The following is a 22152-nucleotide window of genomic DNA, read 5'->3' as shown; positions in this document are numbered from 1 at the left end:
CTCATCACACACGTAATTACGGCAGGGCATCGTATATATAATGAGTTAACGTCACAATATCGAAGACAGGCAGCTGTATGTCCTGCTTGATACGATCACGATACGGAGGCATATTTGTACACTCAAGGACGATGGCTTTCATGTCAGGATGAGTCTCCTTCATCTCCTTCGCTTTTTGCACGATTTCTTCTTCAATGGCTTGTTTATCCAGATGTGCCGCTCCCTCCAGGATGGACTGACGAAAAGATGGACACTCCTCCATACCAGCTATATGGATGGGCAGATCAGCTATACCAGCAGCAGTAATATGCCTCGGACTTAGTGATGATTGATTTGCCGTAATAATGCCGATTGAGCCGCCTGTGCCTGCAACGGTATATACAAGCGGAACTTGCAGGAGGCTTGACGAATAGAACGAAACGCTGACCTTTGCAGCGATTTCTTTTTGAAATAACGCCAAAAAACCACAGCTTGTCGTAATCGCCTGTACACCGTGCGCTTCCAACTCTTGCGCCGCTTCAATAAACGGCTCAAGCAGCGCAGCGTCATGCTCATGTACCACTCGTTTAACCGTCGCTCCCGGAATAACTTTATACATCACCGGAAATGGAAAGGTTGCAGGATTTCCAATGTCTCCTTTCATTCGAGGAAACGTCGTATCCAGCATAAGAATACCGATCTTCGCATCCGATGAACTCTGCATCTTCATTATAATCTCCCTCCCTTTCCCACATGCACAGCATATCAAAAATACCCGGCCAAGACACAAGCTTCTATCTCAGTGTGAAGCAGATCAATTAACTACCCTAGGATACGCTTCTCTGCTCTATTTTCTTTTTCTCTGTGAATTGTACATCCTTCCAAGCCATTGTGATAGCCAGACCGATCATTAGAATCACGGAAGAAAACAAATACGGAAAATGAATGTTCATATCGAACAGTATACCGCCGACTGCCGGACCTACAATATTCCCTAAACTTGTGTATGTTGAATTCATCCCAGCCACAAAGCCCTGTTCATGCTGGCTGGCTGCTCTGGAGAGAAACGTCATGAGTGCCGGCCGAAGCAGATCAAATGCTAAAAAGATCATGCAGGTGACAGCCAGAACAAGCCAGAAACTCGAAATGACTGTAGAAATAACTGCGAGTATGCCGCCTGCCACCAGACATATTTGAATCAACTTCTTCTCACCCAACACGTCAATCATTTTCCCAAATAAAAACACCTGCACCACGCCACCAAAAATCGAGCTGAGCGTGATGATATATGCGATATCTTTTGAGGTAAATCCAAATTTATGGTCTGAAAACAGGCTGAATACCGTTTCATAGATGGATAAGCCAAACGCTAGAACGAAGACAATGATAAACGCAACAATATAAATGGGCTGTAATGATTTTTTTAACTCCTGCAGATGACTCGTATGTTTATTTTTAGCGGATATTACAGCCAATTTTTCTTTGGATAGCGATTCTTTAAGAACGAGTAAGGAAGCGATTCCCGCAATAAAAGCAAGGGCCGCTGCAACAAAGAATGGCAGCCGGATTCCATATTCAGCAATAAATCCTCCAATTCCCGGTCCAATAATAAAACCCGTGCTCACAGCAGCTGAAATGTATCCCAACGCTTTGGGACGTTCTTCTAATGAAGTAATATCCGCAACACAGGCTGTTACGCCAGGCATAATAAAAGCTGCACTAATCCCACCTAAAATTCTTGACAAATACAAGACAGATACGTGGGTTCCAATACCGAATAGAAGTTCAGAAATACCAAAAACAAATAGACCAAGGACAATCATTTTTTTCCTGCCGAACTGATCGACCCATCTTCCTGCTAAAGGAGACATCAATAATTGTGCAAAGGCAAATGCTGCCACCATATAACCCATGGTTGTTCCCGATAAATTCATTTCATTCATAAAAGCTGGCATAATCGGAATAATTAAGCCAATCCCTAAAAACGGGATAAAAATATTGCCCAGCAATATAACTAATGCCATCTTTTTACTGCGAACTGTATTCACTTTTTTACACCTCTACCCTTCTTGCTCTCCTCTTTATCGATGGCCTGTTCGATTCCAAACCGACTACGAGAAAGCCCTTTTTTGAGCACATTTTATTTTATCGGCAACAACTAAAATTCTGATGATACCCCATCCCACATCAGCAGCGGCGAGTGAGATTAGACATATCCGGTTCAGCGAGCAAAGCAACTGCCTTTCATTTCTACATACTGCTGCTGAAAAATACACATTCGTATGGCGTTATGATAGCTGCCGTTAACGAAAAACTCATCCTGCAGCTCGACAAAAGCCTCATAAGGCTCTTCAAACCAATACGACATAATATTCGCGTCATTATTCAAGTCATGAACAAATTTCAAATTTTCCCGTTCCAAAGGACGCAATTTAAGCTCCTCATGCATTTTCTTATACCTCCTAAATATGTAACGCCTACATACCACAATGTCATGCTTACACTACTTCATATATACACACCCTCACTCATTTGAATGAATGTCAGTCATTAAAGTATTAATAAAGAATAACTGGGAACACCCCAATCACTTCTTTATATCCGTCGCAACAATATCTTTGTACGAATCTGTGCTAGTAAAGGTTTCATCCACCGCAGCATTTACCTTATTCCAAAATATTACTTCACGTACACTCTTACGGATGCTTTCTCATTCGAAAGAGGCTGGCACCGCGTTCATTTAATGCGATAGCTAGAAGGATAATAGCTGTGCCTACCCACTGAAGCGGCGTTACCGCTTCTGATAAAATAATGCTCGCAGATAGAATGGCGATAGGTAATTCAATAGATGTTAAAATATTTGCGACTCCTCCTGAAACCAAAGGTATACCTACCGCAAAAAATAATGGTGGGAGGACAGCTCCAAATAACGAAACACCAGCCGCGATCGTTAACAAATCCCCCTGCAATGGCAGTACAGTTGGTATGTCGTGCATGAATAAGAGAAAAACTAAAATGGTTGAGCCTGTAATCATCAAAGAGCTTCGAGCCCATGGACTCACATGTACAGCAACCTTTCCACTAAAAAAAAGAAAACCCGCATACGTGAAAGCGGATAAAATGCCAAAAACAAAACCTTTAACCGGTAGGCCCTGTATGTCTCCATTTAAAATATTTGAAGCAAAAAAGACCCCAACTAAAATTAAAATGATAGACAAGAAAGTTACAGGCGCAGGTTTTACCCTGCTGAAAATCCACTCTAAAACAATCCCGATCCAAACAAATTGAAACAGTAATATAATGGCTAGTGAAGCGGGCAGATATTGCATCGCACCATAATAAAAAATGCTTGTTAACCCGACAAAACAGCCGGTCATCATCAGTTGAAGAACATTTTCCTTAGTAAGTCCCGTAAAATTAGATCGTTTACATAAAGTAAAAGACCACAATAAGAAAAAGGAAATCATCATTTGAACGATGTTAATTTGACCAAGTGAATAGCCATAGCTAAAACCCAATTTCACAAATATCGGCGTAAAGCCAAAGCATGAAGCACCTACTAATACAAAAAGGACACCTTTGTTTATTTTCATTGTCTGACCTCCGTGATTAACCTTACTATCATAACACACTTCACAAGAAGGTAAGAGTTGCATCTCTTGTTGGAAAAGCGCCAGGAGATAGTGGATGCTCTATGATTTGCTACCTATTACTTTTAGAAAACCCTGTAAGGATAAAGCACGTAATAAAAGCTACTGCTGTCACAATAATACCCAACAGTATGCCAATCGCACGCATAAAAGTGTCTTCGCCAGGATAGGATGGCTGTAATGTGACTAACCAATAAATAAAAACCAAACTTAGCATTATATAAAAGCTGCTTCCCACTACCCCCATCTTCAAACGATTGACCTTACTCCCCTGCCATGTTTGATTTATTGTGATCCAAAGCAGCACACTACTAATCACAGCAAGCAGCATAATAGCTATAGGAGCGAAAGGAACCTTAAAATAGACAAGGGAATAAAGGATTCAGCCCGCTAAAGAAAAGAGAATCGCATTACTAACAAATAAAAACACCCCTGCTTTCCAATGATTTTGAAACCATGTGGTATTTTTACATTTTTGAGCTACTTTATCATTCACACTAACTTTCCTAATTAGTGTGTTTTTAACGAGTAACAGAACAAAGATTGCAAATATCCCGATGAATAAAAGTGAAGTGAACGCCATACTACTCCCCTTTCATTTGCAACACGCAAGTATATCACCTTTATTTTACAATAAAATGCAAAAGAGCTGCCGAAGCAGCTCAGCCCATACACTTACTCCCCTGCTTCATTTCGCAAAACAGGAATCCAAATCTCACTTTCGACAGCTGATGAAGTTAAATCAGTGCCTTTGATGGACAAAATTTCGGGTCCCTCTGTTTGTTGATAGCTTGAGGAAGGAAACCATTCGGAATATATACGTCCCCACGTTTCCTGTAACGTCTGAGGGAAAGGCCCTACTGACTTGAATACAGCCCAAGTAAAGGCGGGAACCTCAAGTATAGAGAATTCTTCTGGACACGCATGCGTTGTCGCTACACCTATATAATGGTCAAGCCCCCCTTTTTCCTCCATACGCCCTTCCGAAAAGTTAGTGGATGCTTGAATGATCCCTTTTGGTTCAACGTTAGATAGCTCTTTAAGTTGATTGATCTTCTCCATGTTCAAGGATTTCCACATGGCAGTGATTTCCGGATTCTCCCCCTGAAAAATAATAGGCACCCTTTTCTTAATACCTACTATGTGAAAAGCTTCTTTTTCTTCAATTCGGTAGTTCATTTCATTTCCTCCCTTAATTGATAATTGGAAGGTCATACGCGGATAAGCTTTTAACGCTTGACCATTGTTTCTGGCTTCTGAAGGAGTTACACCATGCAAACTTTGAAACGCTCTAGTAAAAGAATCTGGTGAACGATATCCGTATTTAATAGCGATATCAATAACCCTTACATTGCTGTTATTCAGTTCAAATGCTGCAAGAGTAAGGCGCCTTCGACGGATATATTCTGATAACGTGATGCTTGCAAGAAAAGAAAACATCCTTTTAAAATGATATTCAGAACAGAAAGCTATCCTTGCCACTTCTTTAAAGTCAATGTCATGCTCAAGATTTTCTTCAATATACTGTATCGCTTTGTTCATGTTTTTAAGCAAATCCATTACGCGACCTCCTTACTCAAAAGAATAGCAGGTGTTATATATGTTCTTCCGACATTTTGTGCACAAGTATGTAGGGTCTTTTTGTATCACTGACACCGTATGATTTTGAAAAGGATAACGTAGCCTATTTCTCTAAAATGCTTGCCCACGCTTCTTTTAACAGGATAATACCGGTTTCCATATCCGCTTCACTCATCCCTCCAAATCCCAAATAAATATGTGGATATTCCAATTGAACGGGATTCATCCACATTTGCTTGAAGTCATATACTTCAACTCCTTTATCTTCTGCTAGTCTGACTAACTCCCCGGCGCTCATGCGGGTCTTCACAGTGACCTGAATATGAAGTCCCGCGCTATGTCCAGTAATCTCAACCGCACTCCCAAAATGAGTACGTATGAATTCTATTAATCTAAGATGCTTCTTTTTATAAAGGTTCCGCATTCGGCGAATATGTCGGTACCAATGCCCTTGTTCCATAAAACTCTTCATGGCCCATTGCTCCACACGAGATGGACATAACAGCAAGTGACGTATGTTTCCTAGGCGGCTCACCAATTCTACAGGTAAAACCATATAATTCATGCGCAAAGCGGGAGTAAAGGCTTTGGAAAATGTTCCGATGTAGATGACCCTCCCGTTTTCATCAAGACTTTGCAGGGAAGGGATCGGTTTGCCAAAATAACGAAATTCGCCATCATAATCATCTTCTATGACGTATGCACTTTGCCTGTTCGCCCAATTGAGCAGGTATTTTCGCTCTGAATACGGCATAACTCTTCCTGTAGGAAACTGGTGGGACGGTGTAACATACACCATTTGTGCTTTGCTTCCCTCCAATTCTTTTATGAAAAAATGATTACGGGCAACAGGAATAGGAAGCAGCTCGAAATGGCTCAATTGAAACTGTTCCCTGGCTGATGCAAATCCAGGTTCTTCAAAAGCGATATACTGAATTTCTTCAAGTAATTTTGCAAGAATGCTTATGCTGTATGAGATTCCTACACCCACCACAATCTGTTCCGGTGAACAGATCACCCCCCGGGAATTTTTCAGGTAACCGGCTAATATGGCACGAAAATCTTCTTCCCCCTGCATGTCGCCATATCGGCCAATGCTCTTTGCATGGTCCTCTATAGCGTTATTGATCATTTTCTTCCAGGTTCTGAGCGGGAACATCTCTTTGTCTATGGTAGCGGGATGGAAATTGATATTGATTTTTTTCTCTGCTGGTTGAGTCTTGTCGTTTATAGAATGCTTTGCACGTGAAGGTATATCATTTATTTTTTGGTCAGGAAGGATGCCCTCTTCTATATTCACCGCAAAAAGGCCCGAGCGCTCTCTGCTTATTACATATCCTTCCATATTTAACATGTGATAGGCTGTTTCAATCGGTGTCTTGCTTATGTTTAATTGTGTTTGCAGCGATCTAATAGAAGGAAGACGCGCCCCATGCGGAATCACTCCCTTCCTGATATGATCACGTATTTGCTTATAGATCTGCATATAAAGCGGATTCTTTCCCATATCCATCTCTGAAAGTAAAATATCGAACAAAGCGCTCCCTCCCAACTGTCTTTTTATACGTATATAAACTGTCCGTTTTCTAAAGGTCGCTTCTATTATACATTTTGGATGTAATGGTAAAAACATGAATCAAAGGATAAGCATGAAGTAAAATTCATCGGAAAGCAGGGATGATATATATGCCGCGATCGCTTTTTTTCGTTTTGATTTCTCTTAGCCTGATTTGGGGCGGATCATACTTCTTTATTAAAATACTGCTTGAGGACTTTGGGCCATGGACGATCGCTTTTCTCAGGTCATCGCTCGGCCTGGCTACAATCATAATGATTATGCTCATCTCAAAACAGAAGATGGGACTCAGAAGAATTCCCTGGATCGCCATGACAATTATGGCTCTCATCAATACAGCCATTCCCTGGGCCATCATCGGATTTAGCGAGACAAGATTAACAAGCAGTATGGCATCTGTTTTAAACGCCATCACTCCGCTATGGACAGTTGCTATCGGCGTGATCTTTTTTAAAAGCAGGACAAATCGCTATAAACTGCTGGGTATGGCAGTTGCCGTACTTGGTGTAATTGCCTTGCTTGACCTGAATCCGACTTCGATCATATCGGTTGATTTATTGGGTTTTGTCTGTATGATTCTTGCATCCCTGCTTTATGCGATCGGATCTCATCTTTCCAAGCGTCTTTCGAATGGGCTGACGATGTATCAGATCACGTTTGGAACCTTGCTCTGCTGCATGATCGGGAGCGGGAGCATGGCAATCGCAACAAATGAGTAAAATTCTTTTTCGAGCCTGTTGAATTACCCTACTCTTGCTGCTTGGATTGGGCTGGGGGTCTTTGGCTCGGGAATTGCCTACATTCTTTTTTATTTCCTTGTCCAAAAAGGGAGTCCAGAATTGGCAACCATGGTCACCTACCTCATCCCTGTAAGCGGCATCATTTGGGGATACAGTATACTTAACGAGAACATTCATGTGAGCCTATTGACGGGTCTAGCATTCATTTTATTTGGTGTGTTCCTTGCAAACAAGGAGACCTCTGAACAAACAACAAATCATAAAAAGGAAGAAGATATAAGGATTTCTTCATAAGCCGGTATCTTCATGTCTCTTTCCGTTTAGTAAACAGACCTTCGAATGTATTCGACTCCTCGCTGGTTTGGGTGTGGAAGGCGATGCACACATGGGAAAGACCGTAAAGCATCGTTCACGTGTAGCACAAAATCCGAATCAGCCGAATCTTCGCCAGGTTCACTTCCTTCATGCAGAGTTATTTGATGAGCTGCGGGATGCTGGCTTTCACGTCGAGCCTGGACAGTTAGGTGAAAACATTGCTACTCGTGGGATCGATTTGCTCGGACTACCGACAGGAACAATGCTTTCTATCGGCGAGGCTGCAGTCATTGAAATTACCGGGCTTCGCAACCCTTTTGCACAAATAGACAATTTCCAAGCAGGGCTCTTGCGTGCAGTTTTGGGTCACGATAAAAACGGAAACCTCACCCGCAAAGCGGGAGTAATGGGCATTGTGGTAACCGGGGGAGAAGTCAGAGTTGGGGACCCTGTCCGCGTGAGCTTGCCAGCGAAGCCATTTCGCCCTCTCGAACGCGTCTGACACTGCCTGTATTGCAGATAATGTGAAAGCTGCCTTAAAGGGATGAATTCATCCCTTTGAGGCAGTTTTTTGTTTATGATGTGCCAATATCAGACGCGTATCGTCCCATTTTCCCTGGTTTTCTTAGCCGCTTTACAGTCAATCGAATGAACAGCATAAAAACATACATGGAGAGGCTCGTCGCAGCAATGGATGCGCCTAATTCGATCGCTATTCCCCTACTGGCACCACGTGTTGCACCTGCCACCAAAGCTACTTTTCCATGTAAAAGTTTCATGCTCTGTTATACTCCTTTCATTGATTTATCGTTCATTATAGACCTTAACTATGTCAACCTGTGTCATATTTATAATAGTGAAGGGATCTAATGCAATTTTGGGTCCTCCATCCTTTGAAAAAGGGCGAACAAATGGTTGTCCATCCAATCAAATAACCCTCTATCTCCATAAAATATAAAAACAGGACAAGGGGGTGAGAGATATGAAAAGAGGAAATTTTAGAGGACCCTCCCTACAAAGACAGGCCTTGGCTTACGCTCTATCCGGTGTAACTGTAACTGCAGTCCTTGAAAATGGATTTTTTGTTCGGGGCAAAATCATTGATGTTGATATTAACGCCTTTCGCATGACAATCATCACAACTAATATTCCTGGATTAATTGTAGGAAACATCGCTACCATAAACTTTGGAGAACTTCTGGTCATTTCAACTGCTTAAAAAAGGAGCCTTTTTTTCAATTGGACGAACCAATATGGTTTGTCCTTTTTGTTTATGTAATAAATAACAAAAAGGCAGTGAGTTTTACAGTATACAGCATGTCGGTCCCATCTATTAAACATGTTTTTTCTCATTTTCGACGTAGGACTCTAAAATAATTTTCCCATGCTTGATTTTTAAATAATAATGCGTAAAATTATTGCGTTTCCCCTTACTTTCCACAAAGCAGCCTTCCTTTTTTTGTATAATGAATGAATATACCATGTTCAAAAGGAGGAGAAAAAACAATTTCTCGACTACATATCGAAGAGTTACATTGGTCTCCAACGAGTGAATCAAACAGCATCGCTATTATTATCGAACATCTCAGTGGAAATATGATCTCAAGATGGACGGACTTTCTGGCAACAGATGGGGAGAAACCAAGCAGGAACAATGAAAACAAGTTAGTTGCTTATATTCAATAGCATCTCTCTTCTCAAATTACCAATTTATAAAAAAAACGGAATCTGTTTTAATATTTTACATAAAAATACCATTATGGTACCCTATTTTTAAAAAAGGTATGGTATCTGCTAATGAACATTATTTTGTTTGGGCTACTAGGCGTTATTCTTTCCATCATATTTCATGGCGACGGTCCCCACCTAACTGAAGTTTTTTTGGCCATCATAGCGGGTGCTTTAGTTGATATTTACCGCATACTAAAAAAAATGCTCGATGAAAAAGAGGCTGTCCGAAAAGGGCAAATTCCCTCCAATTTAAAAATCAAGAACACTGATACATCAACGTTCTTGAACATAAAAAGGGGCGTCCAAAAGTCAAAAAATCGACTTTCTGGACAGCCCCTTTTTCATTAGCAACATGATCAGACGCTATATGTTATACATTTTTCTCTCTACTAAGCAAAGCGCACCAAACACAATGTCGGTTACGAAATACAAAATCCCAAATAAAATGCTTTCTGCACTTATTATTTGTCGCAGTTCTCCCCCACCTATCAGCATAACCAGCAGTGTTAGTAGCACTCCGCTTGCAAGAATACAACTCATATACACCACGCCAAAAGAGGCCGAGGACACTTTAGTTCTAAGAAAATCAAACAGACCAATAAACAGCGGGATACCAAAAATCAGATAGGTCATCCCTCCATATAAGGCAACAGATGATAAATCAGTAGCATCCTGGTTGTATATGATTTTGCAAGCTGCATAATATGCCAACAAACCAATCGGAAATGAAAAAAAGATGGCAAGGATACGAATCCATAAAATGTTACGCATTGTTGTATACTTCATCCCTCTTCCTTTATTTTACTTAAAAATATACAATAATGTAACCCAAATTATCGGACGTCCTATGTCTATCATTCCGTTTCTCTCCTTACTCTTGTGTTAAAATAAGGAAAAACGAGGTGATATTTTGCAGAAAAATAACATAATACCTCCCCGTAGAAGCTTTTTACAAAGTGAAGGTCTTTACATATTGTACCCTGCTTTATGGCTGCTTTCTACGATTACTCGTCATACATATCGTCCGATTCACCGAAAATTGGTGAAGGCAAAAAAAGAAATCGATGCGATGCGGCATATCCATTAGAAATAAATAAGCGGACGAGATACAGCATCCTACTTTCCACGCATCTGTTTTACCCGCACTTCCTTCTATTGACGCCTGTTGGTTATCATAATATGCTAACTTACAAAAAGTATATAACGAACAATGAAGTAAGGAGTGTATACACATGACACCTTCGCTTTTCTTAGCACATGGCGCCCCGCTCATTGCAATTCAAGATAATGACTACACTCGTTTTCTTCGCAAACTTGGCGCACAATTTAAACCAAAAGCTATTGTCATCTTCACCGCTCATTGGGAAAGCGAGACGCTCACCATTTCGGCAACAGATGATGTGTATGATACGATATATGATTTCTCCGGCTTTCCTGATGAACTGTATAGAATGAAGTATCCGGCCAAAGGTTCTACCCGAATCGCTGCGATGCTTGCTGAGCGCTTCAAAAAGCAGGGCATTCCGGTGCAGCAGGATACGAAACGCGGCCTAGATCACGGCTCGTGGACGCTCCTCCATCACCTGTATCCTCAAGCAGATATTCCTGTCGTACAACTATCCGTCAATCCATTTCTTGCGCCTAGAGAACAATATCGCATCGGTGAAGCGCTGCAAGGACTTAATCAAGAGGATATTCTTGTCATTGGCAGCGGCGTGACGGTTCATAATTTGCGGATGCTCCAATGGGGAGACTCAACGACAGAAGCATGGGCAATTGAATTTGATGACTGGCTTATCGAGAAGATGCAGAACAAGGAATGGGAAGCGCTTTTTGCGTATGAGGAAATGGCACCCCATGCCCGTCTTGCTGTGCCACGTGCCGAACATTTTGTTCCGCTCTTTATTGCTATGGGAAGTGGCGGAGCGGACGCGGATGCAAGCGTTATTTATCGAAGCTATGAGCATGGTACACTAAGCTATCTTTGCCTGCAATTCTAATCATTTCTTTTACAAGAGCCAAAAGGAATGGATTGAAGGAGCGGTTGAAAAGATGACACGAACACAGGAAATAGGCGCATTCATACTTCGCCTAGTACTAGGGCTTACTCTTTTTATTCATGGTATAGCCAAATTTCAAACGGGACTTGGAAATACCGCGCAATTCTTTGAAAGTCTAGGTATCCCCAGCTTTCTCGGATACATCGTAGCCATTATTGAGCTTGTAGGCGGTTTCGCCATGCTTCTCGGACTTGGAACCCGGATTGTCTCTACTCTATTCGCATTCGTTATGCTTGGCGCAATCTTCACAGTGAAGCTTGCTGCCGGATTTATGGGCAATGGCCAAATGGCCGGATATGAATTCGATCTGGCTCTGCTTGCAATGTCAGTATCTCTTTCCCTTACAGGCAGCCAATTATATGCACTCGACTCGTTATTCCGCAAAAAATAATGGTACGATACCCATTCCATTTCTTTGTATGGAATGACTTGAAGAATATCACAATAAGACAAGAAGGCGATAAGGATGGTGGATAGGATGAGTATTTTAGGAAAAGTATTCGGTGACAATACAGACGCACAGGCTGCAAAGGACTTCTATGCAGCAGTAGAGAACCGACGATCTATCTACGGGATTAGCAAAGATATGGTTGCTTCAGATGAACGGATTCAAGAAATAATCAATCACGCTGTAAAACATACCCCTTCTGCATTCAATTCGCAAAGCGCTCGTGTCGCTGTTCTACTGGGGGAAAATCATGATAAGCTGTGGAACATTACAACCGAGACGCTACGCAACATTGTGCCTGCCGATCAATTTGCTCCAACGCAGGAGAAGATGAACGCATTTGGAAACGGCTATGGAACCGTGCTATTCTTTGAAGATCAAGAAACGGTTGCAGCACTCCAAAGACAATTCGCTGCGTATAAGGATAATTTCCCCCTATGGTCTCAGCAATCATCCGGTATGCTTCAATATGTTGTCTGGACCTCCTTAGAACTTGAGGGATTCGGCGCCTCCCTCCAGCACTATAACCCACTCATCGATGATAAGATAAAGAAGGAATGGAACATCCCTGCCAACTGGCAGCTGATCGCTCAAATGCCATTCGGCAAACCGACGGCTCCTGCTGGTGAAAAGCAATTCAAGCCGCTTGAAGAACGAGTCATGTTCTTCAAATAGAAGCAGACATTCCGTATGAGAGAAGGAAGAGGACGAGATTATACCTTGTTTTCCCTTCTCTTTTTTATATGTATGCTGCTTTCACTTCTGAGCATAAAACTCTTCAAAAAGGAAAACAGTAAAAAAAGCGCCTTTTGAGAGGATGAGATGAATGCAGGATACATATGATGCGATTGTAGTAGGAGCAGGACCTGCCGGCTCCGTTGCCGCCTATATAATGGCACGCGGCGGTTTAAAGGTATTACTACTGGAAAGGGGAGCCTATCCGGGAAGCAAGAATATGTTCGGTGGTACCATTTACGCTGTGCCGACCGCTGATATTTTCCCCGGATTTTGGGAAGAGGCACCCTGGGAGAGAGCCGTCACAGCAGAATATTTATACTTTCTTGATGACAACTCCGCTTTTCAAGTCGGTTTTACAAATCAAGCATACGGAAAGCCGCCGTATAATAAACTGGTCATTCACCGCAGTAAATTTGATAGCTGGCTCGCACAAAAAGCTGTACATGAAGGAACCGTCTTGCAAACCCACTCGCTTGTCACTCGATTGGTATACGCGGAGCACATGTTTGGCAGAGGGCGATTACAAGGCGTGGAGCTGGATAATGGACAGAAGTATTATGCGGATATCGTCATTCTGGCGGAAGGAATCAATGCATTCTTAACCAAGCAGGCCGGATTGCGCTCTGATCTTCCAGCAGAGACTGTCAAGCTGTATGTGAAGCAAGTATTCCATTTGCCACAGGATGTTTTGGAGGAGCGGTTTCAGCTTCAGGGTAATGAAGGAGCCATCTATGGATTTGTCGGCTATCCGACCGCAGGTGTCGTGGGGAAAGCAGGCATCTGGACAGGAAAAGATACACTCGGCCTTATCGTTGGCGGTTTTCTAAATCAACTGGCACAGAAAAGAATGAGTCCTTATGAACTTCTCGAACGCACGAAGCGCCACCCACTGATCAGTCGGCTGCTGAAGGGGGCCGAGCCTATCGAGTACGCTGCGCATATGATTCCAAAAGGCGGCTTCAAAATGATTCCCCAGCTCTATGATCATCATCTGCTCGTGGTGGGGGATGCTGCGACCATGGTAAGCGGCAGGCGTGGTACAGACTTGGCGATGCTCTCTGGAAAAATGGCGGCTGAAACAGCACTGCAAGCACATGCTAAAAGCGATTTTAGTCAGGATGTATTAGCCGGATACGGTTGGAAAATCAATCAAAGCTTCTTCATGTCAGATATTCGGGCAAAGAAAAACTATGATAAGTACGTCATGAAATATCAAGACAGCGACTACTTAATTAGCCGGGCGATGAATGAATTTGGCTCGGAGTTTTTTCATGTCGATATGAGTACCGAACAGGATAAGATAAAGCGAATCCAACAGGAATTAAAGCAAATCCAGCTTCCTTTAAAATCCGTGACAGACATTTGGCAGGCACTACAGCATTGGGAGGTACTGTAATGAAGCACACGCGTACGGATATGGCACCGATGGAACTCGTTCAGCGCATTCCGTCCGATCGAACATTTATCAATATGATCGATCCTAAAATTTGTCTCACCAAATGCATCGACAAGCCATGTACGTACTTTTGTCCATCACAGGTATATCAATGGCGTGAGAATCACATCGAGATTGATCAGGAGCGCTGTATCGAATGCGGAGCTTCTGTTATGGGCTGTCCCTACCACAACATTCATTGGAAGTATCCATCCAGTGGAACAGGCGTCATGTTTCGTCGCACATAGTTCGCAAAAAACAGGGAAGCTCCGCAGACAGTAATCTCCCTCGTATACGCCCCATCACAGTGCTTCTTCTCTACACTTCACTTGATTTCTAGAGGATAGCAGCCTATACATAAATACGCATCCGACATACCCTATAGCAAGATTGTTGAAGCTTCATCACCACTCGCTACTACAACGAGGCCCAAATGATTTCACTTCTTTCACGATGCGGAATAGCAACACGTCTGAGAGGAATAAAGAGGAGGGTGTAGGAACACTGTGAATATCGACTCGATCCATATTGAAAAAAAGAAACATGAGATCATTATTCAGATAAAGATAACAGACTATAGCCGAAACGACATCAAGGTTGAAATCTCAAACGACTCATTAGCCATCAGCGCCGCTCACACGCCGAACCGCATCATAAAATCAATTCCATTGCCACAACATGCGCGTACAGAAAAAGCACGAGCCTACTATCGCCATAACGTACTAACGATTTTGATTCCGCTGCAAACTTCCCACGAGATGAGGATGCATCTCTTTCATAAACCCCGCATTCTTCCCATTGAATAAGCAAAAGAGAAGCAACAGGATGCTATAGGGTATACGAGCTGAACCATTTATGTAATAGTAAAGGAAAAAGAGGATGTACAAAGATGGGAGAAAATCGTCAGCTTGAAATATTACTGTATCTGCTTAAAGTAAAGAAGACCACGCATGCCGAACTTGCATCCACCTTTGAAGTAAGTATAAAAACCATTCAAAGAGATATCGACAAATTATCTGTAATGGGCATCCCCATTACTTGCAAGCAAGGAAATCAAGGCGGCATATTTATTGATGAGCATTACAAGTTATCAAGAAGCTTTTTTAGCAATGAAGATCTGCAACGAATCATCTTATCCTTATCTCTCTACGATAGCATGTCAGCGAATAAGCAAGGGTATCATATTATTAATAAATTGTCCCTGATTGCTCCTGACATCATCCATTTGTTTGTGCATGATGCCAAGGAATACTTTATTGTCGATCTACTTGATGAAGAAATCGATATGAACCATCGGATTTGTCAAGACATCAATCATTGTTTGGATGAAGAATATTATCTTAGCGTCCAGGTTGGTAACGAGCAGCTCCTCATCGCCCCCATTAGCTACGTATTACGGTCTGACGGATTATATTTATATGCTTTTGAGAAAAAATACGTATTGATAAAAATCGCGCATATTGCTTTGTCTCAGATAACAGAAATAGAATTTGTGCGAGACTTTATCCCCTATAAAAAAAACAAAAATGTAGCAGTCAAATAAGACATTCCGTGTCCAGTTTGACTGCTATATTTTTTATGGAGGGATAAATCAATGACTACAACCATCTATGAGAAATATTCGATCAACCGCTTGCTTGTTAGCTTTTCCTTACCTGCCATCGCCTCGCTCATCATCGAGACATTAACCTCAGTCATCGATACTTCCTTTGCGGGGCATTTAGACAATAAAAGCGAGGCGGCATTGGCTGCCCTCGGATTATTATCACCGTTATTAGCAATATTTGTTGCACTTCAAACACTTTTTGCGGCTTCTACCGCCATTATGATTTCAAAGTGCTTAGGCCGGGGAGATGATGTTGGCGTCCAGACGTATTTTACGATTGGCTTTACCATGACAGTAGTAGTTAGCCTATGCACCTCCTTGGTCACATTCTTATTCATGGACCCTTTGCTCCTATTTTTGGGTGCGGTAGGAGATACGTATACGCTTGCTTCCGATTATCTACAGATTATACTGATCAGCAACGTTTTTAGCTCGCTAGGGTACACACTAACGAGCAGCATTCGTGCATTTGGACATCCACAAGCAGAGACAGCGATTATTCTCCTGTCTGTTGTTATTAATATTATTGGCAACACCATATTGACCTTTGGCCTTCAGCTTGGCATGACAGGCATTGCACTGGGTACGCTGATAAGCGAATTGCTTTGCGCCCTTCTTTCACTAATATATCTTTATAAAAAGAAAAGGTGGTTTACATCGCGTACATTTTCTCTTTCCGAGCACCTTTTGTTTTCCTATACACTGTTCAAAATAGGATTGGCCCAAACCATCATTCAAATCATCGCAGGCATGTCCGCTTTTACCATCAACTACCAGCTTATCACTACGGGCGGCGCTCCCTATATCAGCACCTGGAATATCGCCAATAAACTGTACATGCTTATGCTCATGCCCGTGATTGGAATGACCCAAGGAGTGCAAACGATTCTGGCATATTTTGATGGAAAAAACGAGGAGACAAAGAAAAAGAGCACGGTACGAAAGACGATAAGCGCCTGTCTTGTTTATGGGATCGCTGTTACGGCAATGATCTATCTCTTCGAGAAACCTCTCCTTTATTTATTTACTTCAAATCCGTCTCTATTGGAATCAGCAGTGAATGTGGTACAGGTAATTTTCTTCACCTTTCCTCTGCTTGGCATCACATACACTGTAATGACCATACTCCAAGTGACAGGAAAAGAGGGGGGAGCCATACTACTTAGTCTATTGCGGCAGGTGATTATTCTTATACCACTTGTGATTGTCATTCCTATTATTTTTGATATGTTTCATCTACCGCAAATCGATCCAGCCTTTTCCATTTTCTTTGCTATCCCGCTAGCTGATATGCTAACACTTGGCTGCGCATTTATTTTTCTTACGGCCACCCGCTCTTCTAGCAATCAATAAAGCATCCACTCCCTCATCATCTCCCTTTCGCTGCTGCCTGCAGCAATGAAGGGGAGATGATTACTTTGCAAGAAGTGAAAGGTCGAGAACACCGTGCCCATACTCTCTTCGCGGTCCAAGCCGTTTGCTTAACTGCACAATATTTCTCGGTGCACTCTTATCGCTTCTGCTAAAGTTACGGCCAAGCATTAGAGCGACTCCTCCGCTTACATGTGGAGCTGCCATTGACGTACCGCTTTCTATCTTATATCCCCCGCCCTTCCATGCACTCCGTATGTCCACTCCAGGTGCCATCAGATCAACCCCGCTTCCCGTGCTAGAAAACGAGGCGCGCTTCATGTCACGGTCCACTGCCCCAACCGAGATGACCCAGGGAAAGCGGGCAGGATAATCAACCGTGCCGCCGCGTTCTCCGTCGTTTCCTGCGGAAGCAACTAAAATGATCCCTTTCTGCTGCGCCATTCTGGTTGCATACGCCAAGGCGGCGTTATACGTATTACTCCCGATGCTCATATTCAACACCTGCATCCGGTTATCAATCGCCCACTCAATCCCTTTGATGATATCGCTCATATTCCCCATACCGTCCCGATCCATAACCTTGATCCCGTATAATGCTGCCCCTGGCGATACACCATACAGGCCGCCTGATTTGTTCGCGGCAATAATGCCTGATACATGGGTTCCATGTCCATTATCATCCATGAAATTTTGGTTATCTGCGATGATATTGTACCCACCGGCGATATGACTGCGAAGCGCCTTATGAGAGTAAGCGATACCGGTATCTAATACGCCTATACGAATCCCCTCGCCTTTGCTCTTAGGCCAGACAGCGGGCGCATGAACCGCTTGAATATTCCATGGCACATGGGAAGCAGGTTGATTATGGGTTGAAGGCTCCGCGCGGTGAATTCGAATTCTCATATCTTCCTCAACCAAAGAAAAAGCCGGATGATGACGCAAAATCTTGCTGTTCTCCATGGTAGCCACAATAAAGGGAAAATGCTTCAGACAGTGTAATACTTGAACACCTTTTTGTTTTAAACATACTTCGCGCGCTTGATTCATGTCCGCTTTTACGTGGATGAGATATCGTTTTGCCATAAATATACCTCCTCCCTTACGGTCGTAGTACCAGTATATGAAGCGGTTCAGGAAAGGGGATTCGACATGCGGTAGAAGATACCTAAATCCCCGCCCTATTTTCGTTCCTACTCACATGCAAATGAGCAGCTACCTAAAAAGGCAGCCGCTCATTACTTGTTTACTTGCTATGAATATGTCAAAGCAGCAGGAAAGCAACAGGGGTCACCAGCAGGAAGGTAAGCAACGTGCGCTGGAACCATACGATAACCAACTGTGGAATGCTAATTGGAATCTCGGTTGATAGAATACATGGAATGGATGCCGAGAAGAACAGAACAGATGAAACCGAGACGATAGCGATAACGAACTTGGTTACCAGCGGCGCACTCGCTACGACAAGGGACGGCAAGAACATCTCAGCAATCCCGACCGAGAGCGCTTTCGCCGTAAGCATCGGCTCAGGTATCTGCATCAGCCAGGTGAATGGATAGAATGCATAACCAATGATATCGAACAGCGGCGTATATTTTGCCAGCACAAGACCAAGCAGGCCGACCGACATAATCGATGGCAGAATCCCCATCGTCATGATGAAACCATCTTTAAAATTTTGTGCCACATTGCTAAATAAACCCGGCGCTACATTCGATGCTTTCATTGCTTCACTCCAGGCAGATTTGATCAGACCTGATGTATATTCCGGCTCTGGGTCGCCTTCCTCCGTATAGTACGTATCGCTCTTTCTGCTGAGCGGGCGAATGCGTACCGTAATGGCAGTGACAATAAAGGTAATGACGAGCGTCGTCCAAAAATACAGGTTCCAATATGGCATAATATCAAGCGTCTTAGCCACTACAATCATGAAGGGTGTAGATACAGTAGAAAATCCAGTGGCAATAATGCACGCTTCTTTTATCGTGTACTTTCCTTCCTTAAAAACACGATTTGTAATCAAAAGACCAATCGAATAACTGCCCACGAATGAGGCGACCGCATCGACCGCTGAACGCCCTGGCGTCTTCCAGATCGGCCGCATAATCGGACGAACAAGCACACCGATAAATTCCAATAGGCCGTATCCTGTAAGCAGAGCTAAGAATACAGAACCGATCGGAACCAATAAACCAACCGGGATGACAAGCTTATCTAAGAGAAACGGCCCCATATCCTTCTCGAACAGCCATGCCGGTCCGATGTTAAACACCAGCATGACCGCGACAAAAAAGCCAATCACTTTAAAAAAGGAAAAGACAATGCTGATTTTATCCTTGTTCCATGTCCTGCTTACAAATGGATACAGACAGCCTATGAAAATCACCAGCAAAGCATAAAACGGCAGAAGAGACGGTACGCCTGCTTTGATGGCATTGACGATATGATCGAGAATAATCGTTGATTTCCCGCCTATGGTGATGGGGACAAAAAAAGCAAAGATGCCAAGAAAGCTAAAGATGAAAAATTTGTACGCATTCCCTCTCGCATTCGTCTGAATAGGTCCAATCTCAGACGCTGCAAGATTCATCTGCTCTTTACTCATCACGTATTCCCCCTTATTCGCTGCGAAGCTGTGTACGTTTCCGCTGCGCAAAACCGGTCAAGAAGGAGAGCATCACATGAACGGCCGTTTTTACCGTTGCTTCCCCCCTGTCTTTATATGGATCGAGGCATACAATGTCCATCGCTTTCACCTTTGGATGCGTTCCCGCTGTGTATACAGCATCAAACAACTCGTCACTGCGCATGCCGCCCGGTGTAGATGCCGGCACGCCCGGACCGTAGCTGCTGTCAAGAACATCCATATCAACGGTTAGATAAATCGTATCCACTTTAGCGCTCAACGCTGCAATCGCCTCGCGTACGGTCGCTTCCACCCCTTTTTTGCGAGCCTGGGTCAGCGTCGTATAATTTAACTTGACCTCATCGGCATACACTTTCAAGGAGCGAGCATTAAAGAAACCATGCAGGCCGATATTGTGCACATCCTCTCCTTTGATTACCCCGCTTTCAATCAAATTGCGGATTGGTGTACCGTTGCTCGGCCCGTTATCGGATAGATCTCGCAGATCAAAGTGCGTATCCAACTGCAGAATACCTACCCGCTCATCACGATGTACATCCTTCCATCCTTTTACGAGCATTGCTGTAATGGAATGGTCGCCGCCCATTGTAATAGGCAGGGCATGTGGATGATAGGTTCGCATGCTGGCCATCGCCTGTCGAATATTCGTATGACATGTCTCAATACTCGTTACATGCTGACGAACATCGCCTAGGTCGACGATACGCAGGTCGGATAAATCTTCATCATGATCCAGATTGTAGGTGGTAAAATACTTCCACGCACGTCGCATAGCATCCGGATTTTCACTGGCTGCAGATGCTGAAATCGAAGAGCGGGATAGGGGGACGCCGAGGATGACCGCATCATAGCAGTCCCAAGGCATCTCTTCTCCCCCCTCGGAACGAATGGTTTCAATCCATTCATGAACTTTCGGCTCTTCGCTTCGCATACTCTGATCCCAGGAAAATGTCGGGGGCTTTAGTTGGGGATACGGGTAGCTGTGCTGCACACTACTCTCCCCCCATCTACGACAGTTATGCCTTCTTTGAGTACCGTATGCGCATGATTAACACCATAGCGATATTGAAGCTGCATATAATTCGGCACATCGAAAATCGTCACATCTGCCTTTTTTCCTTTTTCCAGACTGCCGATTTCTTTGCCGCGTTTAATTGCGTGCGCGGCATTGATGGTGGCCGCAACCAGCACCTCTGACGGCGTCATACCCATCTTCAGGCAGCCAAGATTCATAATCAGCGGTACCGATACGGTCGGCGAAGAACCCGGATTACAGTCCGTGGATAGCGCCACCGGCACACCTGCATCAATCATTTTGCGGCCGTTTGCCGATTCTGCCATCAGGAAGAAAGCTGTACCCGGCAGCAGTACCGCGATGACACCCGCTTCCGCCATCATGGCAATGCCTTTATCCGATGCGCGCAGCAGATGGTCAGCCGATACTGCGCCAATCGAAGCCGCTAGTTCTGCTCCTTCATACGGTTCGATTTCATCGGCATGAATTTTTGGCAGCAGACCATACTCCAATCCGGCTTCTAGAATACGCTTGGATTGTTCCGGTGTGAATACTCCCCGCTCACAGAATACGTCATTAAACTCAGCAAGTCCTCGACGCGCCACCTCAGGAATCATCTCCTGGATCACTACGTCAACAAATGCATCCGGATCGGCTTTATATTCCGCAGGTACCGCGTGAGCCCCCATAAATGTCCGAACAATATCAATCGGATGTTGTGTATGAAGTTGGCCCGCCACTTCCAACTGCTTGATTTCGGCCTCAAGCGTTAGACCGTAACCACTCTTCGCTTCAATCGTCGTAACCCCATGAAGCAAAAATTGATCCAGGCGCTTTCGTCCTTCTTCAAATAGCACTTCGTGGCTTGCTTCTTTCGTCGCGGAGGTAGTGGCATGGATGCCGCCACCGTTATTCATAATCTCCATATACGTAGCGCCTTGAAGCCGCATATTGAATTCGTTCTCACGGCTGCCCGCATACACAAGATGGGTATGCGGGTCTACGAGACCGGGTGTGACAAGCTTATTGGTTGCATCAATGATCTCTGCTTCTGCAAGCCGTTCTTTATATCGTTGGGCTACCTCTTCATCTTTTCCGACATGCGCAATGATTCCGTTTTCGATCCAGAGACTGCCGCTTTCAATGATGTGCAACTCGTTCATTTTTTTTCCGGTTAACGGTGCATCAGAGCTGCCTGCGAGCGTAACGAGTTGGCTGGCGTTGCGGATACATACTGGTTTCTTATTCATAATCAGC

General features: G+C 43.7%; 24 protein-coding genes and 1 pseudogene. 13 read left to right on the top strand and 12 right to left on the bottom strand.

The annotated features are described in order from the left end of the window. Window positions 1-16: 16 nt before the first annotated feature. The 6 genes and pseudogenes from AB3351_RS03840 to pdxR all read right to left on the bottom strand — a co-directional run bounded on the left by AB3351_RS03840 (window position 17) and on the right by pdxR (window position 6747). Window positions 17-709: an aspartate/glutamate racemase family protein gene (locus AB3351_RS03840; protein WP_371145807.1), complete on the bottom strand. Its 693-nt coding sequence runs from the start codon at window positions 707-709 to the stop codon at window positions 17-19. Window positions 710-806: 97 nt separating this feature from the next. After that, window positions 807-2003, bottom strand: a complete 1197-nt coding sequence (locus AB3351_RS03835; protein WP_371146256.1) for an MFS transporter — start codon at window positions 2001-2003, stop codon at window positions 807-809. Between the two features lie 293 nt (window positions 2004-2296). Beyond that, window positions 2297-2428, bottom strand: a pseudogene (locus tag AB3351_RS03830) (spermidine acetyltransferase); the annotation flags it as partial. A 247-nt stretch (window positions 2429-2675) separates the two neighbouring features. Then, a complete protein-coding gene (locus AB3351_RS03825; RefSeq protein ID WP_371145806.1) occupies window positions 2676-3572 on the bottom strand; it encodes an EamA family transporter in 897 nt (298 codons plus the stop codon). Between the two features lie 732 nt (window positions 3573-4304). After that, entirely contained in the window at window positions 4305-5189 is an 885-nt protein-coding gene (locus tag AB3351_RS03820) for an AraC family transcriptional regulator (protein ID WP_371145805.1), read from the bottom strand. Between the two features lie 124 nt (window positions 5190-5313). After that, complete coding sequence (gene pdxR / locus AB3351_RS03815; RefSeq protein ID WP_371145804.1) at window positions 5314-6747, bottom strand: MocR-like pyridoxine biosynthesis transcription factor PdxR; 1434 nt, start codon at window positions 6745-6747, stop codon at window positions 5314-5316. A gap of 149 nt (window positions 6748-6896) precedes the next feature. Between pdxR and AB3351_RS03810 the strand changes: the two genes are divergently transcribed. From AB3351_RS03810 to AB3351_RS03800, 3 genes are all read left to right on the top strand, one after another. Beyond that, a complete protein-coding gene (locus tag AB3351_RS03810) occupies window positions 6897-7505 on the top strand; it encodes a DMT family transporter (protein WP_371145803.1) in 609 nt (202 codons plus the stop codon). Window positions 7506-7523: 18 nt separating this feature from the next. After that, window positions 7524-7820 carry a DMT family transporter gene (locus AB3351_RS03805; RefSeq protein ID WP_371145802.1) on the top strand — a complete coding sequence of 99 codons (297 nt, stop codon included), beginning with the start codon at window positions 7524-7526 and terminating at the stop codon, window positions 7818-7820. A gap of 91 nt (window positions 7821-7911) precedes the next feature. Further along, complete coding sequence (locus tag AB3351_RS03800; RefSeq protein ID WP_371145801.1) at window positions 7912-8343, top strand: MOSC domain-containing protein; 432 nt, start codon at window positions 7912-7914, stop codon at window positions 8341-8343. Window positions 8344-8416: 73 nt separating this feature from the next. On the opposite strand, the gene AB3351_RS03795 is transcribed toward AB3351_RS03800, so the two are convergent. Then, window positions 8417-8620, bottom strand: a complete 204-nt coding sequence (locus tag AB3351_RS03795; RefSeq protein ID WP_371146282.1) for a hypothetical protein — start codon at window positions 8618-8620, stop codon at window positions 8417-8419. 203 nt (window positions 8621-8823) lie between these two features. Between AB3351_RS03795 and AB3351_RS03790 the strand changes: the two genes are divergently transcribed. After that, a complete protein-coding gene (locus AB3351_RS03790; protein ID WP_371145800.1) occupies window positions 8824-9060 on the top strand; it encodes a hypothetical protein in 237 nt (78 codons plus the stop codon). Between the two features lie 251 nt (window positions 9061-9311). Beyond that, window positions 9312-9527, top strand: coding sequence for a DUF1572 family protein (locus tag AB3351_RS03785; RefSeq protein WP_371145799.1), 216 nt, complete (start codon window positions 9312-9314; stop codon window positions 9525-9527). A 408-nt stretch (window positions 9528-9935) separates the two neighbouring features. Here AB3351_RS03785 and AB3351_RS03780 read toward each other — a convergent pair whose 3' ends face one another. Next, window positions 9936-10358, bottom strand: a complete 423-nt coding sequence (locus AB3351_RS03780) for a hypothetical protein (RefSeq protein WP_371145798.1) — start codon at window positions 10356-10358, stop codon at window positions 9936-9938. A gap of 446 nt (window positions 10359-10804) precedes the next feature. Between AB3351_RS03780 and AB3351_RS03775 the strand changes: the two genes are divergently transcribed. The 8 genes from AB3351_RS03775 to AB3351_RS03740 all read left to right on the top strand — a co-directional run bounded on the left by AB3351_RS03775 (window position 10805) and on the right by AB3351_RS03740 (window position 17212). Continuing rightward, a complete protein-coding gene (locus AB3351_RS03775; protein WP_371145797.1) occupies window positions 10805-11572 on the top strand; it encodes a DODA-type extradiol aromatic ring-opening family dioxygenase in 768 nt (255 codons plus the stop codon). 52 nt (window positions 11573-11624) lie between these two features. Next, window positions 11625-12023, top strand: a complete 399-nt coding sequence (locus tag AB3351_RS03770; RefSeq protein WP_371145796.1) for a DoxX family protein — start codon at window positions 11625-11627, stop codon at window positions 12021-12023. Window positions 12024-12110: 87 nt separating this feature from the next. Continuing rightward, a complete protein-coding gene (locus tag AB3351_RS03765) occupies window positions 12111-12755 on the top strand; it encodes a nitroreductase family protein (RefSeq protein WP_371145795.1) in 645 nt (214 codons plus the stop codon). Between the two features lie 151 nt (window positions 12756-12906). Beyond that, on the top strand, window positions 12907-14214 hold the full coding sequence (locus tag AB3351_RS03760; RefSeq protein ID WP_371145794.1) for an FAD-dependent oxidoreductase: 1308 nt from the start codon (window positions 12907-12909) through the stop codon (window positions 14212-14214). Beyond that, complete coding sequence (locus AB3351_RS03755) at window positions 14214-14501, top strand: ferredoxin family protein (RefSeq protein WP_371145793.1); 288 nt, start codon at window positions 14214-14216, stop codon at window positions 14499-14501. Before AB3351_RS03760 ends, AB3351_RS03755 begins: the two co-directional genes overlap by 1 nt. 258 nt (window positions 14502-14759) lie before the next feature. Next, window positions 14760-15059: an Hsp20/alpha crystallin family protein gene (locus AB3351_RS03750; protein ID WP_371145792.1), complete on the top strand. Its 300-nt coding sequence runs from the start codon at window positions 14760-14762 to the stop codon at window positions 15057-15059. An 83-nt stretch (window positions 15060-15142) separates the two neighbouring features. Then, the gene (locus AB3351_RS03745) at window positions 15143-15796 is read left to right on the top strand and encodes a helix-turn-helix transcriptional regulator (RefSeq protein ID WP_371145791.1); all 654 of its coding nucleotides are present in this window, start codon (window positions 15143-15145) and stop codon (window positions 15794-15796) included. A gap of 51 nt (window positions 15797-15847) precedes the next feature. Continuing rightward, window positions 15848-17212: an MATE family efflux transporter gene (locus AB3351_RS03740; RefSeq protein ID WP_371145790.1), complete on the top strand. Its 1365-nt coding sequence runs from the start codon at window positions 15848-15850 to the stop codon at window positions 17210-17212. 60 nt (window positions 17213-17272) lie between these two features. Here AB3351_RS03740 and AB3351_RS03735 read toward each other — a convergent pair whose 3' ends face one another. From AB3351_RS03735 to hutI, 4 genes are all read right to left on the bottom strand, one after another. After that, window positions 17273-18319 (bottom strand): S8 family peptidase, encoded by a 1047-nt coding sequence (locus AB3351_RS03735; protein ID WP_371145789.1) that lies wholly within the window; start codon window positions 18317-18319, stop codon window positions 17273-17275. A gap of 178 nt (window positions 18320-18497) precedes the next feature. Continuing rightward, on the bottom strand, window positions 18498-19838 hold the full coding sequence (locus AB3351_RS03730) for a YjiH family protein (protein WP_371145788.1): 1341 nt from the start codon (window positions 19836-19838) through the stop codon (window positions 18498-18500). A 13-nt stretch (window positions 19839-19851) separates the two neighbouring features. Then, window positions 19852-20871, bottom strand: coding sequence for an agmatinase family protein (locus AB3351_RS03725; RefSeq protein WP_371145787.1), 1020 nt, complete (start codon window positions 20869-20871; stop codon window positions 19852-19854). Then, window positions 20841-22145: an imidazolonepropionase gene (gene hutI, locus AB3351_RS03720; RefSeq protein ID WP_371145786.1), complete on the bottom strand. Its 1305-nt coding sequence runs from the start codon at window positions 22143-22145 to the stop codon at window positions 20841-20843. Before hutI ends, AB3351_RS03725 begins: the two co-directional genes overlap by 31 nt. Window positions 22146-22152 lie beyond the last annotated feature (7 nt).

It is taken from the genome of Aneurinibacillus sp. REN35 (genome assembly GCF_041379945.2).
GTDB lineage: Bacteria > Bacillota > Bacilli > Aneurinibacillales > Aneurinibacillaceae > Aneurinibacillus.
Note: the sequence above shows the minus strand (reverse complement) of the source record. Positions and strands in the feature narration are given on the sequence as shown.